General features: G+C 41.3%; 12 protein-coding genes. All 12 read right to left on the bottom strand.

Translation table 11 applies throughout. From position 1 onward, the window contains the following. Nucleotides 1-12: 12 nt before the first annotated feature. The 12 genes from H8S63_RS04265 to fucO all read right to left on the bottom strand — a co-directional run bounded on the left by H8S63_RS04265 (nucleotide 13) and on the right by fucO (nucleotide 20,843). On the bottom strand, nucleotides 13-2,370 hold the full coding sequence (locus tag H8S63_RS04265) for a TIM-barrel domain-containing protein (protein WP_186925821.1): 2,358 nt from the start codon (nucleotides 2,368-2,370) through the stop codon (nucleotides 13-15). 8 nt (nucleotides 2,371-2,378) lie between these two features. Further along, nucleotides 2,379-4,172, bottom strand: coding sequence for a glycoside hydrolase family 71/99-like protein (locus H8S63_RS04260; protein ID WP_186925820.1), 1,794 nt, complete (start codon nucleotides 4,170-4,172; stop codon nucleotides 2,379-2,381). 56 nt (nucleotides 4,173-4,228) lie between these two features. After that, on the bottom strand, nucleotides 4,229-5,242 hold the full coding sequence (locus tag H8S63_RS04255) for a DUF6528 family protein (protein ID WP_186925819.1): 1,014 nt from the start codon (nucleotides 5,240-5,242) through the stop codon (nucleotides 4,229-4,231). Between the two features lie 57 nt (nucleotides 5,243-5,299). After that, nucleotides 5,300-6,856, bottom strand: a complete 1,557-nt coding sequence (locus H8S63_RS04250; RefSeq protein WP_186925818.1) for a hypothetical protein — start codon at nucleotides 6,854-6,856, stop codon at nucleotides 5,300-5,302. A 388-nt stretch (nucleotides 6,857-7,244) separates the two neighbouring features. After that, nucleotides 7,245-8,783, bottom strand: coding sequence for a hypothetical protein (locus H8S63_RS04245; RefSeq protein WP_186925817.1), 1,539 nt, complete (start codon nucleotides 8,781-8,783; stop codon nucleotides 7,245-7,247). Nucleotides 8,784-8,811: 28 nt separating this feature from the next. Then, nucleotides 8,812-9,423 carry a fasciclin domain-containing protein gene (locus H8S63_RS04240; RefSeq protein WP_004310456.1) on the bottom strand — a complete coding sequence of 204 codons (612 nt, stop codon included), beginning with the start codon at nucleotides 9,421-9,423 and terminating at the stop codon, nucleotides 8,812-8,814. Between the two features lie 13 nt (nucleotides 9,424-9,436). Further along, entirely contained in the window at nucleotides 9,437-10,906 is a 1,470-nt protein-coding gene (locus tag H8S63_RS04235) for a RagB/SusD family nutrient uptake outer membrane protein (protein ID WP_186925816.1), read from the bottom strand. A gap of 13 nt (nucleotides 10,907-10,919) precedes the next feature. Continuing rightward, a complete protein-coding gene (locus H8S63_RS04230) occupies nucleotides 10,920-14,057 on the bottom strand; it encodes a TonB-dependent receptor (RefSeq protein ID WP_118407151.1) in 3,138 nt (1,045 codons plus the stop codon). A gap of 208 nt (nucleotides 14,058-14,265) precedes the next feature. After that, nucleotides 14,266-18,288, bottom strand: a complete 4,023-nt coding sequence (locus tag H8S63_RS04225) for a hybrid sensor histidine kinase/response regulator transcription factor (RefSeq protein WP_186925815.1) — start codon at nucleotides 18,286-18,288, stop codon at nucleotides 14,266-14,268. Nucleotides 18,289-18,358: 70 nt separating this feature from the next. Then, nucleotides 18,359-19,258 (bottom strand): AraC family transcriptional regulator, encoded by a 900-nt coding sequence (locus H8S63_RS04220; protein WP_032839740.1) that lies wholly within the window; start codon nucleotides 19,256-19,258, stop codon nucleotides 18,359-18,361. Nucleotides 19,259-19,356: 98 nt separating this feature from the next. Further along, complete coding sequence (rhaM, locus tag H8S63_RS04215; RefSeq protein WP_007754771.1) at nucleotides 19,357-19,671, bottom strand: L-rhamnose mutarotase; 315 nt, start codon at nucleotides 19,669-19,671, stop codon at nucleotides 19,357-19,359. 17 nt (nucleotides 19,672-19,688) lie between these two features. After that, a complete protein-coding gene (gene fucO, locus H8S63_RS04210; RefSeq protein ID WP_186925814.1) occupies nucleotides 19,689-20,843 on the bottom strand; it encodes a lactaldehyde reductase in 1,155 nt (384 codons plus the stop codon). Nucleotides 20,844-20,856: the final 13 nt, after the last annotated feature.

The following is a 20,856-nucleotide window of genomic DNA, read 5'->3' as shown; positions in this document are numbered from 1 at the left end:
GTATGCATCTAATTAAAACTTTATTTTTACCTCTCTGCCTGTGTAGACACACTCTTTACTCTCAAGAGCAGCACCGTCAGGCAGATATAACTTCACACGCATTTTTACTTGTTCCGGCATACCGGGATAACTTCCTTCACGCAGCCCGATCGTCAATGTCCGTTCCGAATCTTTCCATTGCATCGGTACTTTGGAACATACTCCGTCTTCATAGCGGTAGGAGTCGCCTTCGTCCTCATACCATAAGAAAAAAGCGTCCGCTCCTCCGTAAATACGCAGTTCCAATTCACGGTCGGGGTATTCCATCGCATATTGTTTTACTTCTGCCAAAGGTAAGATAGAACCGGCTTTTACATACAGGGGAAGGATGTCGAGGGTGTTTGCCTGCATTTGTTCTCTTCCTCCTTCAAAGGCCTTTCCGGTCCAAAAATCGTACCAATATCCGCCGTTGTGTTCCGGCAGATAGACACTGATGTTCTTTTCTTCCGATTGCGGATGAAATACCGGGCGTACCAATAAAGAGGTGCCGAACATATAGGCGTTATCAATATCAAAAGTCCGGGTATCTGTGGTGAAATCCATTGCCAAGCCTCTCAACAGGGTATAATTGTTGGCTGTGACTTGGTGGGACATCGAGTAAATGTAAGGCAACAGACGGTAACGCAGATGGATATATTTCACCTGATTATCATAGAATGGTGTCCCCTTTTCACCGAATTGCCAAACTTCACGCGGCACATTCGTACCGTGAGCACGGAAGACAGGAGTAAATGCACTGAACTGGAACCAACGGGAATATAACTCTTTATAATCATTGCTTTTCAACCCATCAGGATATTTTGCATCACGTTCTGTGACAAAGAATCCTCCTGTATCGGAAGTCCAATATGGAATACCGGACATGGATAAGTTCAAACCGGCAACCAGTTGTTTATGCATATTCTCCCATGAAGCCGAGACATCACCCGACCATACCGCCGTACCATAATGCTGTTGTGAAGCAAAGGCGGAACGGGTTAAGATAAATATGCGCTTCTGATCGCTTTCGGCCCGAAGACGTTGATAAAAGTCCTTCAGCATCTCCAAAGAATAGGTATTCAGATAACGGTGGAAACTACCCAGATAAGTATTTCCGGCTGATTTCGTCCTCTCTTCCTGCTTCAACTGTGTGAATCCGTCACGGAAGGAAGGCTCTGTCGCATCCATCCACCAGGCATCCACACCCATATCATAGAGTCCTTTCTTGAGATATTGCCAAAAGATATCCCGTGCGGCAGGATTGTAAGCATCAAAGACTTTATAGCCTGCCCATGTAGGTTCGCTAAATAAGGCACCGATAGAATCGAGTGACTGATAAACAGCTGTTTCCGGTCCGAATCCGGGCCATACGGAAAGCATAAAGTGAACATGATCCTGCTGATGCAGTTCTTCAATGACTTGCCGGGGATGATCGAAGTTCGCCGGATGGAAAGTCAGACTGTTCCAATGGGGTTTATCTCCCCAATATTCCCAGTCCTGCACAATGTTATCCAACGGAATCCCCCGTTTACGATACTCCTTTACAACGGCTTTCAACTCATCGAACGATTTATAGCGTTCTTTGGACTGCCAGAAACCATATACCCACTTCCCGAACATCGGCACGTCTCCCGTCAATTCCCGATAACCGGCAACGACTTCGTCCATATTCTTGCCATATACAAAATAATAGTCGGAGGCATCGCCTACCTCGGAAGTAAATGAGTATCCTTCCTCCGTATCTTCAAACTTTGTTGAAGAATAATTATCCCATAAGATACCATATCCGTTAGTCGAGATAAGGAACGGATTGACTATATCCATATTAGCCTGTAATAGAAGTACGGATTTTCCACGATAGTTCATGATTCCGTTCTGATACTGCCCCAGACCGTAAATAGCCTCATCGTCAGTAGGAACAAAGCGTTGGGTTACTTCGAGGCATTGCTCACCTCCGGCAACCGAACGTTTGAAGTGCCGTGCCTTTTTAGCTTCTTTCTCTTTCAGTAATAACTTTCCTGTCGATACTTCCTGAAAAGTGAAAGCCGCATCTTCTTTATCAAAAGCAACGGAAAGCTCACGGGTAGAAAAGATCAGTTGCTGCCCTGTATCTTTCCATTTATAATCTTTGAATGCCGGTTTTTGCGAATCGACAACCAATCTTTTTGTTACCAGCGTATCACCTTCGGGAAAAGACAGAATCCGCACGCATCCCTCCGACATAAACTCAACCCTGTATTGGATACTATCGGATACGAAAGCACATCCCCTGCCGTCTTCATGAACCGGCGAGGAACACCCGAAACAAGATAATACGGATAAAACTAATAACCAATTTTTCAAACTCTTCATCAATACATTTATTTGACAGTGTAGATGGTATAGCCCAATGACAAATTACGGACAACGACATTTCCTTTTAAATAGAACGTAGGCATATTGAATCCATTTACGATATTATCTTTATACAGTTCCACTTTTGCACTTTTCCATTCGCCTGTATTGTCGGTACGTATCCGGGATACAATTTTAAACGGTTCTTTCGGTTCGCGCTGTGTGGACGAACGTATAAAAAGAGATTCATTTCCTTTGTCCAGGTATTCAAAATAGAGATACCCTACATAGTTATTCATTTGCAGTTTGGAAACCAATTCTTTGGGCAAAGAGATAGAAAGCGTTTCTTCGGCATTGTAACCACCTGATTTTCGCTTTCCCTGAATCTTCATGTCCGACTCACGCAAACGCATCATCTCAACCGCCAAAGCGGATTTGGCTGTCTTGACATCATTTTCTATTTGTGACAACAAACCTATCGCCACCGGATAACGTCCCTGGCTAATCAACAACGCTGCCTTATCGAGCGAACGTTGACAAGCAGATACATCCATCTTCGTCTTTTCCAGGAAACGGGCTTCTTTTCGCAAACGGAAAAGCATTAAAGGTAAGGTTAAGCCACGCTCGTCCGCCTGTTCGCCTTTGAATTCTGCCGCATACTTTAAAGTGGTACGCAGTTCGCGGTCACCGTTTTCGATGGTAGGTTCTATTTCATGCCCTTCGGTATAGTCGCTCCACGAAGCGATAAACATCATGTCAAGGCTGTCTTTCTCCGCCATACAGAACTTCCACATACTTTGGTAAGTTTCTCCATTATTGCGAGGGATATAATAGAAGTGTCCGCGTCCCCAGCCCGCACATCCCCGGTTATCCATTCCCGGCATAGCAAATCCTGACTTAATGGTATAAGCAGGATTGTTACTATGCCAAATCGAGTCACGGAAAGGTTTCATAAACTCAATAACATCATCCTGCGTGGCATAATTATCCCATTCAGCATGTGCCTGATCTCTTGTACGGACACGGGCAGGAAGCCATGCGGTCGGTATTTCTCCCACTTTTTTCCAGGCATCCATATCATCACTGCGGGTGACAGGAATGTATTTATCGTTTTCCAGTTTTCCCCAATCCGCCCAACGACGTAAGGCAACGGGCTGCTTCATTCCTTGCGGAAACTTCACCTGTGATAATACTTTCTTGTATTCATCGACTTTTGCTCCGGGACCGAAATGATAAAAGACAGGCATTCCCTTCACCATAGGAGCAGTCGGACCGGTAAAGACACTATCTACTAAATATTGGTAACATTTAGCCATATATTCGGTCTTTGCCTCACGGGTGTTAACTTCCGGATAAATCTTCGTAATCCAGTCATAATACAACCAACCGTCGCACCAGTTTACACCGATCTCAAAGTCATACTTCGCTGCCACTTTCTGCATTTCACGCAGCAAGATGTCATTTTCGTGAGGCTTGAATCCCCATTCGATAAAGAATCCGTCTATCTTGGCAGCTTTTGCCGACAATATCTGATATTCGATATAATCCGGATCGAGATTGGACTGCATTCCGACTTGGGGATAGGCCACTGCCGCTATTTCATGCCGTCCTTCACTGTCTATCAGGTCGGCATTATAACACAGGGATTTCCTTCCCGTACTTGATTTCTCCGTATTGGCATACATCTCCCAACGCCCCAACTTTGCGTCATGTTGCCGGGTATAACGCACACCGTGGAAGTCAGCATACACTTTCTTTCCGTTCTGCGCCAAGGCCGGTAATGCGATAGATACCAATAAAAAAAGAAGAAGTTTCCTCATTGTTCCAAACTTAATTATTCAACTTATGTATTTTATTACCCTTCGACGATACTTAATCAATCCTCACCCAATACGAAATCGTGCTTTTCCGGATAACTGAAAGTATTGTCTATCATCCAACGACCTTTATAAATCTTAGCTCCGTCCATCTTGAAGAGTTCTTCTCCCTTCTCATTTACAAGTCCTTCAGCCCACCACTCTTCAGTCGGTTTCAGCATCAAGATTCCGTCAGGTCCGTTACAGATACTTTTTATATCGCCTATGCTGTAGACCTTTTCACAAGTCGGTTCGGCGGACGCATTAGTCGTAGCGTCGGTAACTCCTGTCAAATCAAACTTATAGACAGCCGAAGCAGCTGTAAGCCATAATTTATCTTCTTCACCATATACCGGAAACAAATCATGTCCGCCCGATTCTTTGTCGAACGTATAAATACGAGTCTGATTTGTCAGTTTAGGATTGCTCCGGTTACCATCATACTTAAAACGGAATAATGCGGTAACTCCGCCCGTTATTGTAGCCGTGGCATACAGATACGACCTTTTCTTATCCCAAACTACATTATGCGCATTACCCAGCTTCACCGTATTAGCCTTCGCTCCCAATACCTTAACTGTGTCAACCACAAAGGTACTAATTTCACCGTTCTTAGATTCTGCCGTCACAATATTTCCATCGGGTAATACCTCCGCAGAGTGAGGATTCTGTCCGCAATTTGCATAGAACATTAATTTATGGTCCGACAAACGGATTAAAGCCACAGCTCCGCCGGAGGCAGTCATCAAGATATAGCGTCTATTGAAAACCGGTTTCACTTCACTCGGATTGACAAACCAACCCTGTTGGGCAGCAGGAACACAAGCCGTATAAGGGTCCCAACTCCAAATATTACGATGTGTCTCCGCATCCCTAATGACGATAGCCCGTCTGGATTGTTCCGCCAATACATAAGCCTTTTCAGGAAGTTGAAAGATTTGATCTTTTACTACAGGAGCGGCATCATCATCGGAACATGCTCCCAAAGCTATATTAAATCCTAAGAGGATTGCAAATAAACTAAACTTCTTCATGGTTATAACTATTTTAATTCTAAATATTCAATTTGTCTTTTTAATGTTTCCGTTAATCTATTGAACCGATTTTGTATCATAATAATCGATCAATGAATGAACTGCAAGATTTACCTGTCGCATCTGCGACAGAAAAGATGTATAAGGCTCGTATTCGATGGAGACTATTCCTTTATTAGAAGCTTTTCCGTTAGAATCGTAGCCGTCATTATATTCAAAGTGTACCCACCCCACACAATTTCGGGTTTCCAGCAAACGCAGGCAGAAGTTCTGATAAAACTCACCTCTATTTTTCTGTGTATGCACCAGCCAGCCACCTCCTTCGGTATTGGTATATCCAGTTCCCTGATAACTGGCATCTTCTGCTTTCGTATAGAATTCCGAAACTAAAAAAGGTTTCGTTCCACACCAAACTTTCAGGTTTGCCAAGAAATCTGCTTCCGGTTGCCAACGGGCATAATAATTGATAGAAACAAGATCGCAATAACGGGCACAAGCTTCCACCACTTTCTGATTGTATTTGCTCCAGTCATGCAGACGTGTCCCCAAAATCAAATGCTCTTTATCATATCGTCTGACGGTAGCGGTGGTCAACTGATAATAATAATCGGCAACCATCCCCCGAAAGTCTTCCTGATTTTTCTTGGTGATCGCTCCGGCAGAAGCTATACCGTTATCCCGCATGAACTTTTCTGCATACTCACGAGCTGCTTTATAGCGTTCGGGTAAGGACAAGAAATGTTTCAGATCAATTCCTCGCAAAGGGTCAGTATTCTGATAACTGGCAAACGGCAATTCATTGTCAAGATAGAAACCTATAAAATGCCGGTCACCGGCAAATAAAGCTGACTTCTCTTGTACGAGACGATCTATGTACGTAGCAAATGTCGGTTCGAAAAGAAGAACGAGACGATTATACTTGTCATCATCAAACGCGTAGCCCAAATTCTTGCTCATATCCCACATAAAGGTACGGAGCAGATACAGATTCTCTGCATAAGCAATCTTTTGCGTCTTAGGTGTCAACAAGTTAGCACGTACTGCAGCAGGAAATACTTCAATACGGTTCGAACCATACGAAATATAGTTTATATGATTGTCTGCCAACAGTTTGCCTGTCTCTTCACTCCATCGCGCCTCACTACCGTATCGAGTACTGAAAGCCTTCTTATGAGCAGTAGATTCTCCCGGACGAACATGCTGAATTCCATGAATAATAACAGCTCCATTATCCGGATCCAGTAAATAAGAACGGCCTCCACAACTAGCCACTCGGAAAAAGCCTTCTTTTCCAACCACAGAAGAGGGTTGCAAACCGATTCGTCCTCCCCATGCAGTCCGGCTATAATCCGAAGAAGGAGTATACCAATTCATATTATCAATGGTACGTGTTTCCCTTGAATCTGCCGTTGTCCATGCTTGGAATGTTCCGTTCTGCCATTTCCGGTATTCAACGTTCAAAAAAGTATATTCATCTTTTTCCAAAGGAGTATCTCCTCCTTCCGGTTTCAAAGGTTCTATTTCGTTGGAAGAGGAGGAACAACTAAGCGTTAACTGCATCAGTCCGACCAAAGATAAAAAGAGGAAATACCTATATATTATATGTTTTCTCATATTACTTTCAGCTACCGCACATTATTACTTAACCAATGTGCTCGTTATCAATCGCATCTTTCGTATATTCTATCTAAGTTCACCGGGATAGCTGTTAATAACTCTCGCGTTGGCTATTAATAGAAAAGTTATCCTCCACTAGGAGAGAACTTCCTTCCCCCTTGTTGCAAACTTCTTTTATCCTTATTATAAACTATAAACGCAAGCTTTGTTTTTATAATTGCAAGCTTTGTTTTTATAAACGCAATTTGCATTTATAAAAACGTAAGCTTCGTTTATAGTTTGTATCGGACAGAAAACAACTTTATTCCCAATGAAAGGGAAGTTTAGTCTTAATAGAAAAAAACTTTTCTATTAAGACTTCAGGCCGTAGGTAATACTACCCAGCTTACTTCTTCTTAGGGAATTTGATTTCAACAGTTGCTATCTGTTTGGTCGTATTATTATCCATCTTACCGGAGACATCAAGAACTTTCATGACACCATATCTTTCTCCACCAGCACTTGAGGCACCACCGGTCTTAAATCCAATCACACTACCGACAAAGTTATCAATTGTCATATATACTTTCTGATCTGCATTTCCTTTCAAATATTCATTCTGAATAGAGGAACGGGAAGCTGTATCATAATCAAAATCTGTAGGGAATAGGACATATTTAGTCATATTCTTTGCCGGCAAGTTACTCAAAGACTTTCCATCTGATCCTTTATATAAAGGATTTTTACTTTCTACATTTTCCATAGAATAAAAACGGAAAGAAAGAACACCACTGTTAGAATTTATAAAGAACTTTATATCAACATTCCTAGCGCTTTCCACACTGGAAATAGCTTCATCCACCGAATACGTCTTCATATCCTTCAATGAAATCAGAGCAAACGGTTCCGCATTTGCCAAAACTTGGCTACCGACTTTGAGCTGGACAACTTCCATATTCACATAAGTCCTTACGATCCCTACTACTTCTTTACCCTCTCGACCGTCAGAAACAACCACTTTTAATTGGGACGTTTCTTCTGTTAATTGTACTTTAGGTGTATAATCAAAGTTTTTATTGTCACCACCTATCTCCTCACGGAATATTTCTGTACTTATACCATTTTCCACTCGGGATATAGCTACATATTTTACGCCACGAACCGATTCAATATGCATTGGAACTTCCGTATCTACTCCTTCATCAGTAGTAATTAGCTCTTTACCCAAGGTCAATACAGGAACCGGAACTGTCTTATATGACACCTGCAAAGTAGAAATTGTGATATTACCATATATATCTTCTGCTTTCACTTTAAAGCCCTTATCACCTTCTTTATATTCTATCAATTCATCATACTCATACGTTTTGTCGCCATTCAGTATATCACCACCTTTCGATGTTTGTCCGTCTACAGAAACCAAGAATCTTTCTACTTTCTTCAAACCAGCTTCCGAAACAATTTTAAAAGTGGTACGAGGCATTACCGGTTTTTCATCCATCTCATCATATACAATCTCTTCCGGATCGAATGTAATGACAGGACGTGCCATTACATCGGTAACAGCAATTGGTAAAGTCCCACTCGTAACATGATTCAGTTTATCTGTAGCTTCAATGATAAAAGCTTCATAATTTGCATTGTACTCCAAGTTTTCAGACAAGCTGTAAGAGTTGGGGTTAAAAAAGTCGGTTACAGTTTTATATTCTGTCACTCCCTCCACCGTCTGCAATTTCATTGTCACGCTCTGAAGCCCTGCCTGTGATTTAATAACAGCCACTACCGGCAGATTGTCTACTTTATTCAAATCAACGTCCAGCTGCTCCATAGGAAAATTAATCACAGGAGCCGCTGCATTAGGATCCAGTCCATCATTATCGTCGCCACAGGCAGCAAAGCCTAAGCAAAGTCCTAATATTAATAAGGTATATATTTTACGAATCATAATTAGTTCTCTTTTTAATTAACTGTGGTTATTTGGAATATTTGCAATAGTTCTCAAATATATGAATCACGCCGTTTGTCGGCAGAATATTGCTAGTCTTAGCTTGCCGTTGCGGAGATTTTCCGTTGCTTCCGGTCTGATTCACCAGAATCTTACCTACTGCAGCCTGCCATGGGTTTTTCCAAACAGACATTGTCATCAATCCAGTCTCACCTTTCAGCATAGTCAAAACGAACATCGGTTCAACCTGCAATTGCCCATAAGAACTATATTCTCCATCTACAATATGATAAAGCAACATATTCTTCACCTTTTCTTTATCACAATCTGTAATAGAAGCTACACCAGCAAATTCATTCTCCCGATAAAGCTGCATACCGGCATTATTCAAAGCCAGAAAAGTATATTTATTATCAGTCTGTGTATAATAGTCCTTTAAGCCTGTATATTCAATAGCTGCTATCAACTCCGAGAACATATCTTTGTGATCCTGAAAATATTCCCACGCTGTCACTTTTACATACGGATCATCCACCGAAGGCTCATAATCATAGTTCTTTTGCAAGTCCAGATCACAACCGGTCAATGCCAAAATTGTCCAACAAAAGAAAAGAGTCTTATATAATATTGTCTTTTTCATTGCTTCTACCTTTTTAGTTGTTAGTATTACCATAATACGTATTCTGCACAATCTTCGGATTTTCCAAGATATGTGAATAATGGATCGGGAAAAGTTCATTGCCGTCCTGCTCCATTCCGTTAATCGGTTTCATCACTTCCTTCCACTTTCCGGTACGCAGCAAATCAAACCAACGGCGTCCTTCGCCGGCTAACTCCACCTGACGTTCACGCAAGATATAATTGACTACCTCTTCTTCTGAAGCAAAATCATTTTCAGTCAGTGTATTCAATCCGGCACGGTCACGTACAGTTTTTACTAAATCCAAAGCTTCCCCCCATTTTCCCTGATGAGCACGAGCTTCAGCTTGCAACAACATCATATCTGTGTAACGATAGATTGGATATGCTACTTCGCATGTCTTATTCAAAGAGTTACTAATGTCACCTGCCATATATTTACGCAATTCATTTCCATTTTGATAGTATTTCACCGTAAAGTCTTTACGCTGGTCACCTTGCATATCCTTTTCATCAAAGATACTCATAAACTTATCAGACATGACTGCCGCACGATTTCCTGAACCGGAAAACCATTGATACATATAACTGTAACCATTCGTGCCGACTTCATCCATGTTGAAATGAACAAGGAAAATAAACTCTCTGGAGTTATATTCATCATTTTCCGGTGTATCATCAGAAGGTTTGTTAGTCAGTTCTTCCGTAAACATGGTATGCCAAGTAGCAATGTTAGGTTCGAAGTCTACAAAACGACCGCCTTTTTTGGAAGCGATAGTCGCCATCTTATCGATGGTCTGGTCGGCCAGATTATATTCTTTAGCCCACATATAAGCATCCGCCATGATGGCCCATACGCCACAGATAGAGATACGTTTGCGCTCATAATTCTTGTTACGGTTTATCAGTCCTTCCGCTTTCTTCAGGTCCGGAAGAATGACATGCTCCAAAATGTAGTTTTTATCCGTACGCTCTTTATAGATCGCTTCCGAATACTTTTCAGTGGGTTCTATAAACAAAGGTACGTCTCCCCAAACACGGATAGCATAGAAGTAGGCCAAAGCACGCAACGCATAAGCTTGTCCGAGATAGTCATTTCGGTCTGCCACGTCAGGCATACTGATATTAGGAACATATTTAATAGCCAGATTTGCCTGGTTAATCATCTGATACAGAGTCGTCCACTTTGCACATTTCTCATCCGTAGACATCAGGTTGTTGATAACACGTGCCTGATCGGCCATTACCGGTGCTCCGGGAGCTACATTATCCGAACGGAACTCACCCCAATAGAAATAGTTCTCCCGTAAAGTGGAACGTAACAATCCATAGATTTCATTTATACCTGCCTTAGCGTCACGGGCAGTCTGCCACATGTCACCTGCCGGAATTTCACTTACCGGTTCCTCATTCAGAAAGTCTGAACAGCTATTCAATGATAGAGCCAGGCATACAGCTCCAACAAAATATTTTATATTCTTCATACGATATCTTCAATTAAAAGTTTGCAGAAAAACCAATACCATATTCTCTCTTTCTCGGATAACGGTAAGAGTCTTTACCTACCTGCAGAGGATTGTTGGTAGAGAATTCAGGATCGAATCCCGAATAGTTGGTCCATGTCAAGGCGTTGTTTACAAAAGCGTAGATATTTATATTCTTCAACATCAGCTTCTTTATCCAGTTTTCAGGAAGATCGTATGCTACACGTATGTTCTGCAAACGAATAAATGAAGCATCTTCCAGATAGAACGAGTTACCCATACGGGCATTGTTGTAATCATCATTATACGGACGCGGATAGATTGCCTGGTCACCCGGATGCAACCACATATTATGGATGACTTCCGGTGAAGGAGTAGTTCCGGTGTATTTGAACATATTACGATTATGTTCGGCTGCATTATAAATCTGTCCTCCCAATGAATAATAGAATCCTAAGTATAAACTCAAATTCTTCCAAGTCACCGTTGTATTCAAACCACCGGTTACATCAGGCATGGCATTACCGATCACCATACGGTCATTATCATCAATCACACCGTCACGGGTTCCTTCCGGTTCCTCCCAGTTGTAATCTCCCCCACGGAACGGTTTGCCGTTCGGCAACGTTTTCTGACGGATATTACCTGCATATTCCTTTCCATCCAACAAATATTTGTACTGGAATACACCATTCTCAAACACCGGAGTCAACTGTTCCCATTTATCAGTAAAAGCATTCGATTCGTCGTATGCAAAGACACCGGCGCTTTTAAATCCGTAGAAGTCACCCACACGGCCACCTTCCTGCATCCACCAAATATCACCTTCCATATATGCCTTACCTTCAGACAGCTTCTCAATACGGTTGATGTTTCTGGAGATATTGAAAGAAGCATTCCACTTCCAGTCCTTCGTGCGGATAATATCACCGGTAACAGCTATTTCAAAGCCTCGGTTACTCATTTCACCGACATTAGTTTTCATATATGCAAAACCGGATTCTTTAGGCAATTGGTAATTTGCCAGCAAACCGTCTGTATATTTATCGTAATAATCGGCAGTGATTGTCAAACGGCTATTCCAGAAATTCAAGTCCAGACCAAGGTTGAATTGTTTAGTTTCCTCCCATTTCAGATTGTCTTTACCGATACGAGTCGGAATAACGCCACCCACTCCGTCATAAATAGAATTCGGAGAATAAGAGTAGATATAGTCGTAGTTGCCGATTGCTTCGTTACCCGTGATACCGAAACTTGCACGGATCTTACCATCTTCGAGAAACTTTTTCGAGAATTTCATGAATTTCTCATCCGAGAAGCGCCATCCCACAGATACGGAAGGGAAATTACCCCATTTGTTCTCTTTGGCAAAACGAGAAGAACCGTCACGACGCATAATGGCATTGAGCAAATATCTTCCTTTATAATCATAAGTCACACGGGCAAAAATGGAAGCCATAGAGTGATTGCTTAATGTGGAGCCTGTAGATGACAAATCCAGGTTTGCGGCAAAAGCATTCATTGTATAGATAAAATCTGTAGACGAGTTTATCCCCACAAATGTTTCGTTTTCATAACGCCACTGTTGTGCACTAACACCTACCATGGCCGTAAAATTATGATCTTTTATTTTGCGTGCATAAGTAAGGATGTCTTCATTCATCCAGTTCCAGTTCAGGTAATTATAAGAATAACCTTTATTCTGTTTCTGCCATTCGTCGGTGATAAGACTCGGTTCGAGTTTTTTACGCTTATCCAGATAGAAGTTGGCATTAATATTGGCTCTAAACTTCAAATACTTGTTGAATTTGATTTCAAAGAACTGGAAGAAGTTAGCCTTATAAGAATCCGTAAAGTCGGTGGTATAATTGACCTGTGCAATAGGGTTCTTCTGACCGTTAAACACTCCGACCAAAGAGCCATCCGGATAATAAGTATTGAAATAAGGACGACGAGTCAACACTGCGCTCAATAAAGTACCTTCATTCAGACCTTTCTTTTTAGAATAAGTCAAAGAAATACGGCTACCCATATTCATCCAGTCTGTCGGTGAATAATCGGAGTTGATACGAGTATTTAATCTCTGGAAACCTGTATTGGAAATAATACCTTTCTCATTATAATAACCGGTATTGATGAAATATTTCAATTTCTTTGTACCACCACCTACACTGATATCCACCTGATCTTTTTGTGCAGTGCTTGTAATCATGTCCAGATAATCGTTATCCACATTAAAGAAAGAGTTCAACGGATCATTCAGTATATCACTACTTTCATCCGGATTACCTCCGCCGTATGTTTCAAAATACTCTTTACGATACTGGTCGTACAACAAACGTTCTTTACGGTTTGCCTGTGGAACCTTGTGAGACAATGTACCCCACGAGTGATTATACTTGATATCAATACGGGCTTTACCTTCCTGCCCACTTTTGGTAGTGATAATAATCACACCGTTCGCCGAACGCGAACCGTAGATAGCTGCAGAAGCGGCATCCTTCAAAATCTCCATAGAAGTAATATCATTGGTATTGATACCATCGATACTTTCCAAAGGAACACCATCTACAATATAAAGAGGAGTCACACCTTCAGCGGAGAAAGTGGAAGTACCACGAATTTTGATAGAAGAAGATTCACCGGGCTGTCCGGAACCGGATACCACCTGTACACCGGCAGTAGTACCCTGCAATGCTTCAAAAACATTAGTAGCCATTTTTTGCTCAATGGCCTCGCTTGAAATGGAAGTAATAGCTCCTGTTACATCACGCTTTTTCATCGTACCGTAACCCACTACCACTACTTCGTCCAATAGCTTAGAGTTCTCTTCAAGCGTAATATTCATTGTTTTATCTTTCACTACCACATCTTTAGGGGTATATCCCATGAATGATACAGTCAAAGTAACTCCCTTCTTCGAAACATTCAATGAGAAATTACCATCTAAATCTGTAATTGTTCCATTAGATGTTCCCTTTTCCATCACATTGGCGCCAGGCAAAGGAAATCCTGTTTTATCCACAATAACTCCCTTCACTGCAAACCCGCCTTGAGCATAAGCCGGATTGACAAGGAAAAAGAGACTCAAGGAAATCAAAAGCAACGACTGAAGCAACCGCACTTTTGTCCTACTCTGCAAATTTTTCATAACTAGAATAAAATTAAATTGGTTAATTATCAAGGTTTGACTCACTATTTTATTAATTAGTAGGCGTGTGTGCGTACACACCAGATCACAATAAACACAAGTACAAGTTGGTACGATCCAACACCGCAAAAGTACCGGATTCGACCATGAGCTACCCTATCGAATTGTTCGTTTTATTAGGTCTAAAAATTCAGATAACTATTTTCATTCACGTTTCAGAGTCGTGTGAAGGGGGATTTTGTGATTTTCTATACTGTGTAGGAGCAATACTGAAAAGTTCTTTAAAACATTTGTTGAAGTATTGAGGATTTCCAAATCCCAACCGGTAAGCAATATCCGAAATATTCATCTCCGGAGCATTCAGCAGAAAATATGCAGCTTTCTTCAGACGCAGATTCATGATAAAATTATTTGGCGTACTTCCTGTGATACCTTTTATCTTTTGAAATAGAGCGGTACGTCCCACTCCCATTTCCCGTGAAAAGGTCTCTACACAGAATTCGGGATTCTCCATATTCTCTTCCACTACCCGAGTAGCCTGTTCAATAAACTTCTGGTCAAGTTCGTTCGTTGCAATCTTCTCAGCTTTGACATCCAATTGACGGGCGTATTTGTTCTGCAAAATTCTGCGGGTATTAATCAGATTATTGCATTGCATAACCAATCTTCGCATATTGAATGGCTTTACCACATAAATATCAGCTCCGATTCGTAACCCTTCAAGTTCACGTTCCGGAGCACTAAGAGCAGTCAACAGCACTACCGGAATATGACAGGTTTCTATATTATTCTTAATTTTAGCACACAATTCCGTTCCGGGCATTCCAGGCATCATTATATCTGAAATCACCAAATCAGGTTGCATCTCTTTCACCTTCTCATACCCTTCTTCTCCGTCATTTGCCGTTTCAACCGTATATAACGGAGAGAATATATCGACTAGAATATTTCTGATTTCCTCATTATCATCAATGACTAACAGTTTGCAGTCTGTAGTCCCATTTTCATTCTTTGCCGACTGCACTTCTTTAATCAACGCTTCTTTATCTTCTGAATAATAAATGTATTCTTTATCCTGTTCCTGTTCAATTCGAATAACCGAAGAATCAAAATGAGTATCCCCTTTCTTTAAAGTAACTTTAAAACAAGAACCTTTTCCTAGCTGGCTTTCTACTGTAATATCTCCTTGATGGGCTTTGACGATGCCCTGACTAAGAGCAAGACCGATACCTGTCCCACCGTACTGTCCGATATTCTCAACCTGATAGAACCGCTCGAATATCTTCACATAGTCTTCTTCAGATATACCGGCACCATTATCAGAAACAGAGAACATACATTCATCCGTTCCCTCAGTCAGCTCAAGCGTAATATTTCCACCGTCAGAGGTATATTTAAAGGCATTCGACAACAGATTATTGACAACTTTCTGTAATTGCAGACGATCCCCCCATATCATACATTGCTCACAATCTGCACGTAAGGTAAATGAAATATTCCTGTTAGCCGCCAACTCCTTAAACAACAGATAATGTTCCTTGAGCAGAGAATATAAATCAAACTGTGAGATTTTCAGTTTCAAAAGTCCCTGTTCCTGTTTCCTGAAATCAAGCAATTCTGTAATCAAATTTTTCAGATTACCGGCATTCTTATGTATATTCAACAACTTCGAATAAGCATAAGTAGACAATCTCCCCGAATTTAGCAACAAATCGACTTGTCCTAAAATAAGTGTGATAGGAGTTCTGATTTCATGTGAAATATTAGTAAAGAAGCGCAACTTGGACTGATTCATTTCTTCAATATACTGTTTCTCACGAAGTTCGAAATCAAGTGAAGTTTTCAGAAACAGACGTATCCTGTATTCTCTTATAACAAAGAAAAGAATAGCCATAATCACACATACATAAATGGTATATGCCCACCAAGTTGCATAGAAAGGCGGTGTAATTGTTATCCTCAGCGACCTGATGACTTCGGGAAAGTTCTTCAACCTAATCTCGAAAATATAATTATCGGGAGAGATATTTGTATAAGTAATATCGTTACCCGAACGGTTTTCGCTCCACTCATCATTATAACCAATCAACCGATATTCCACTTCGCCCCCACCGGTATGCAGAAAGTTATCTGTGGAAAAACCAATAGAAAAGACATTCTGCGAATAATTCAAATTGATCTGGTCAGTATAGGCAAAAGATTTATTCAAGATACCGGTTGGATCGCCAGTTGTTATCTGTCTGTTGTTCACATAAAGATGAGCCAATTCCAAATCGTATATTTTCGGAGGATAATGCAAGCTGCTTTCACGAATTGCAATCATTCCGGTAGTTCCTCCCATATAAATATTATGATTGCAGGATACGTGAAGGGATTTTCGATTCACAAGAGTCAGTGGAAACCCTGTATTAGAATTAAAGTTTATAATCTTCCCGTCTTTCTTGCCCAGCATTGACAATCCATGACCGGTACCAATCAGCAAATTACCTGAAGGTGTTTCACCTAGCACCCTTATATTTTCTCCGGACAACACATTCTCCGGTGTATGCAAATGAAACAAGCCATCCTCCTTATCCAACAAGAAAAGTCCGTTACCATGCGTCCCTACCCAAATATCTCCGGCCTTATCTTCATAAATCACATTAACAAGTTCTTTTTGGGATCTGACTTTCTTTCTCAAGTTTATTTTATAAGTTTCAAACCGGTGTTCATCAAGTATATAGGCAATACAACCCTCATCGGAGGCAAACCATAGTCTATTTTTTGAATCAAGCAACAAGGTATTATAATTATGTGTGAACAACTCCTTCTCATGAAACAAAATCTCAGATTTCAACGTTTGTTTATCCAAACTGACCACTGCCAACGTAGTACCAATATATAATCTTCGAGGTGTATCGGCCAATGCAAAAAGAGCTTCTCCTATCTTACCTTCTTCGGATGACCCAAGATTGTATATATCATTTCGATAGTTGTCAAGATGAAAGCAATTTATCTTATTAGTAAAATCGGCAGCAATCCACAAACAATTATTAGCCTCATCGAAAACAATATCTTTCAAATAATCGGTACTGAAATGATAACCTGTACGTAAATTAAAATGCTTGAATTTTTCTTGTTCCGGTTGATATAAGTTCAATCCACCACCCTCCGTACAAATCCATATATTTCCGGCTTTATCTTCTGCCATAGCGCCCACAACCGGAAAGGACAATCCGGTATCTGAAGCATGGAAATGGGTAAAATGCTGATATTCCGGAGAGAAGAAATTCACTCCGCCCCAATAAGTACCTACCCAAACCGTTCCCTGCTTATCCGTATAAAGAGAAGTTACGGAACGGTTGGACATAGCACCTACCCGATTCGGATCTGCCTGATAATGGAATATCTTACCGGAAGCCACTTCTATCTTACTGAGACCACTTCTATATCCTATCCATATATTTCCTTCCAAATCCTGGCACAGAGCTCTTGCCATATCATTCCGGACTTTGTAAATGCTCTTATTGTCATATTCGTATCGGTGTATCATGTTACCTTCCGGAGAAAAGCAGAAAACTCCATGCTCTTGAGAACCAACCCAAATATTCCGATCATTCCCCCTAATCAGTTTCATCACTTTTATCTCAGGTAAATGTAAAGATGCTCCGCCATAAATATCCACACATATTATCCCACCGTCTTTCAATGCAATCCACAAAGTCCCTTCTACCCCCTCTACCATAGTTGTTCCGGTATCCGGCAGTTCTAAATCTTTATACATTTGCATCAGACAATGAGAAACTTTATCATACAAGAATAGCTTTCCTTTTTCTACAATCCACACTCCACTCTTTCCTTTAGCTATAATAGAAGGTGAGGAAACCGGAAGCAAATAATACTTTTCCGTTTCAAGATCAAATTGAAAAAGTCCGGTAGAAGTCAACAGGAAAAGGCTTCCTTGACCATCCTCTATCATTTGAGTAACATATAAGTTACCGTAACTGATAGAGTCGTTATGGAAATGGTTAAAAACCTTGATATGATTACCATCGTAACAATTCAGACCATCCAAAGTAGCAATCCATATACGTGACTTCTCGTCCTGACAAATATCACTGACGGTTATTTGTGATAATCCGTTTTCTACTCCCAATGTCTTGAACTTATACTCTTGAGACTTTAGAGGAAATGAAAAACAAAACAGAAATATCAGAACAAAAAACAGTATATATTGCCCTTGTTTGTTCATATACTGAAACATATATTATATAATGAATATTTATCCAACCGCAAAAATAGCCTTTTTTTATGAAATAGTTCTATTCTTCCCTCCCGAATGAACGGTATTCCAACGGAGTAAGCCCTGTCCGTTTTTTGAAGAATGAAAAGAAGTACTCAGTAGATTGGAAACCTAAGAAGAAAGAAATCTCTTTTACTGACTGAGAAGTACCTACCAACAATTGCTTTGCCTTACGGAGTTTCAATTCTTGAAAATATTTGGCCGGTGCATAACCAGTATATTCCTTAAACACCCTGCGGAACCATGAATAACTGATATTCAGCCGCATCGCCAGTTCTTCCGGATCAACATTGCCCGAAACATTCTCGTTCATTATAATCTTTGCCTGCTCTATCTTCTGGTCAACATCGCTCATCTCAAAGACCTTGTTTTTAGAGATAGAAAGAATCATCCCGATTATATGCAACACAATGCCGGAAAGATACTGTTGTGCGGAAATCTTGTCCGCTTCGGCCACCGCAAGAGCACGGGAGAACAAAGATACCAACTCCTCATTGATTCCCACCTCCAATATTTGCTGTTCTTGGGATAAAAAAGAATTAGCCACAATCGCATCTATTGCCGGACCTTCAAATCCGATATAGTATTCTGTCCAACCGGTCTGCCGCAATGGTCGATACGTATGCCACTGTCCGGGAAACAACACCATCAACCTTCCTTTACAAACCTGCTTTTCTGGAGTAGAATCGGATGAGAACAGGCCGCGTCCTTTAGTAATATAAACTAGCTGGTATTCACGAAGCACCCTGCCTTTTTCCGCATTAAAAAAATAGCCGGAAGGATGCTCTTTCAACGGGTAAGGAGAATCGGGCGGGATAGACTGATAGCCGACTGTATTCACCCATAAACCGAACTTACGGTCCATGTCATTTACTATTAAATACTTGAATTCAAGCCCTAAACTTGTACCATCGGTCATGCCCATATCCTTACATACGATTTCTTTAATGTTTTCCACAGCAGACAAATGTACAAAAAAAGAGTGCATCGTATACAACCGACGCACTCTTTTTTTAATCAATCCATGTGGAAGACCTCCGGCAAAGGAATCGTAACCGGCGAATTATCCTCATTTACTTCCATGATATCCGCCATATAATCCCACCATTTCTGCACAATCGGATTGGCTCCCATATCTTGCGAGGACTCTTCTCCTCTTGTTTTCTGACAGGCGAAAAGAATATTTGTATCTTTATCCCAATAGATAGAATAATCATATACTCCACCATCGGACAACATTTTTTTCAGCTCCGGCCAAATGGCTGCGTGCCTTTTCTCATATTCTTTCTCGAACCCGGGTTTCAAGAACATCTTAAAAGCTTCCCGTTTCATACGCTTTCTCCTATCAATCAAAATGCTTTGTGATACAGAGCCTCAATATCCGCTACTGAAGCCGGACGAGGATTACCACCCGTACAGACATCATTGAAAGCCGCTACCGCCAAAGCAGGAATATCTTCTTCCTTCACATTAATTTCATGCAACTTCTGCGGGATACCGATACTCAACGAAAGAGCCTTCACTGCTTCTATTGCCGCTTTCACTCCTTCTGCCTCACTCATTCCGGCAGTATCTACCCCCATTGCTTTCGCAATATGAATATATTTCGAAGCCGCCGGAGATTCAGCATTGTATTCCATCACGTAGGGTAACAGCAAAGCATTTGCCACTCCGTGAGGCGTATCATAGAAAGCTCCCAACGGGTGAGCCATCGAGTGAACAATTCCCAGACCGACATTCGAGAATCCCATACCGGCGATATATTGCGCCTGCGACATTGCTTCGCGGGCCGCCACATCCTTACCGTTATCCACAGCCGCCTTCAAATTCTGTGCAATCATTTCAATCGCCTTCAATTCAAACATATCACTCATAGCCCAAGCACCCGGAGTAATATAACTCTCGATGGCATGAGTCAAGGCATCCATTCCCGTCGCAGCAGTCAGCCCCTTCGGCATGGAGTACATCAATTCAGGATCTACGATAGCCACAGCAGGAATATCGTTCGGGTCTACACACACCATCTTCTTACGTGCATCTTCATCGATAATCACATAATTGATAGTAACTTCGGCAGCCGTTCCGGCAGTAGTAGGCAGTGCGAAAGTAGGTACCGCTTTATGCTTGGTATCAGCCACACCCTCCAAAGACTTCACATCGGCAAAATCCGGGTTATTCACAACGATACCGATTCCCTTAGCAGTGTCAATAGAAGATCCGCCGCCCAAAGCAACGATAAAGTCTGCACCGGAAGCTTTGTAAGCAGCCACTCCGTTCTGTACATTAGCAATAGTAGGATTGGCTTTTACATCACTATAAAGTTCGTAAGGTATCTGATTGTCGTCAAACACTTTAATGATTTCGGCAGCCACACCAAACTTGATCAGATCCTTATCCGTTACAAAAAAAGCTTTCTTAAAGCCACGTCTGGCTGCTTCTACAGCAATTACACTCCGGCAGCCTGCACCGAAGTAAGAAGTTTCATTTAAAATAATGCGATTCATGGTTGTTTATTGG

The sequence above is a fragment of the Bacteroides sp. NSJ-39 genome, assembly GCF_014287315.1.
GTDB lineage: Bacteria > Bacteroidota > Bacteroidia > Bacteroidales > Bacteroidaceae > Bacteroides > Bacteroides finegoldii.
The sequence above is the reverse complement of the archived record's forward strand: the minus strand, read 5'-3'. Positions and strand labels throughout refer to the sequence as shown.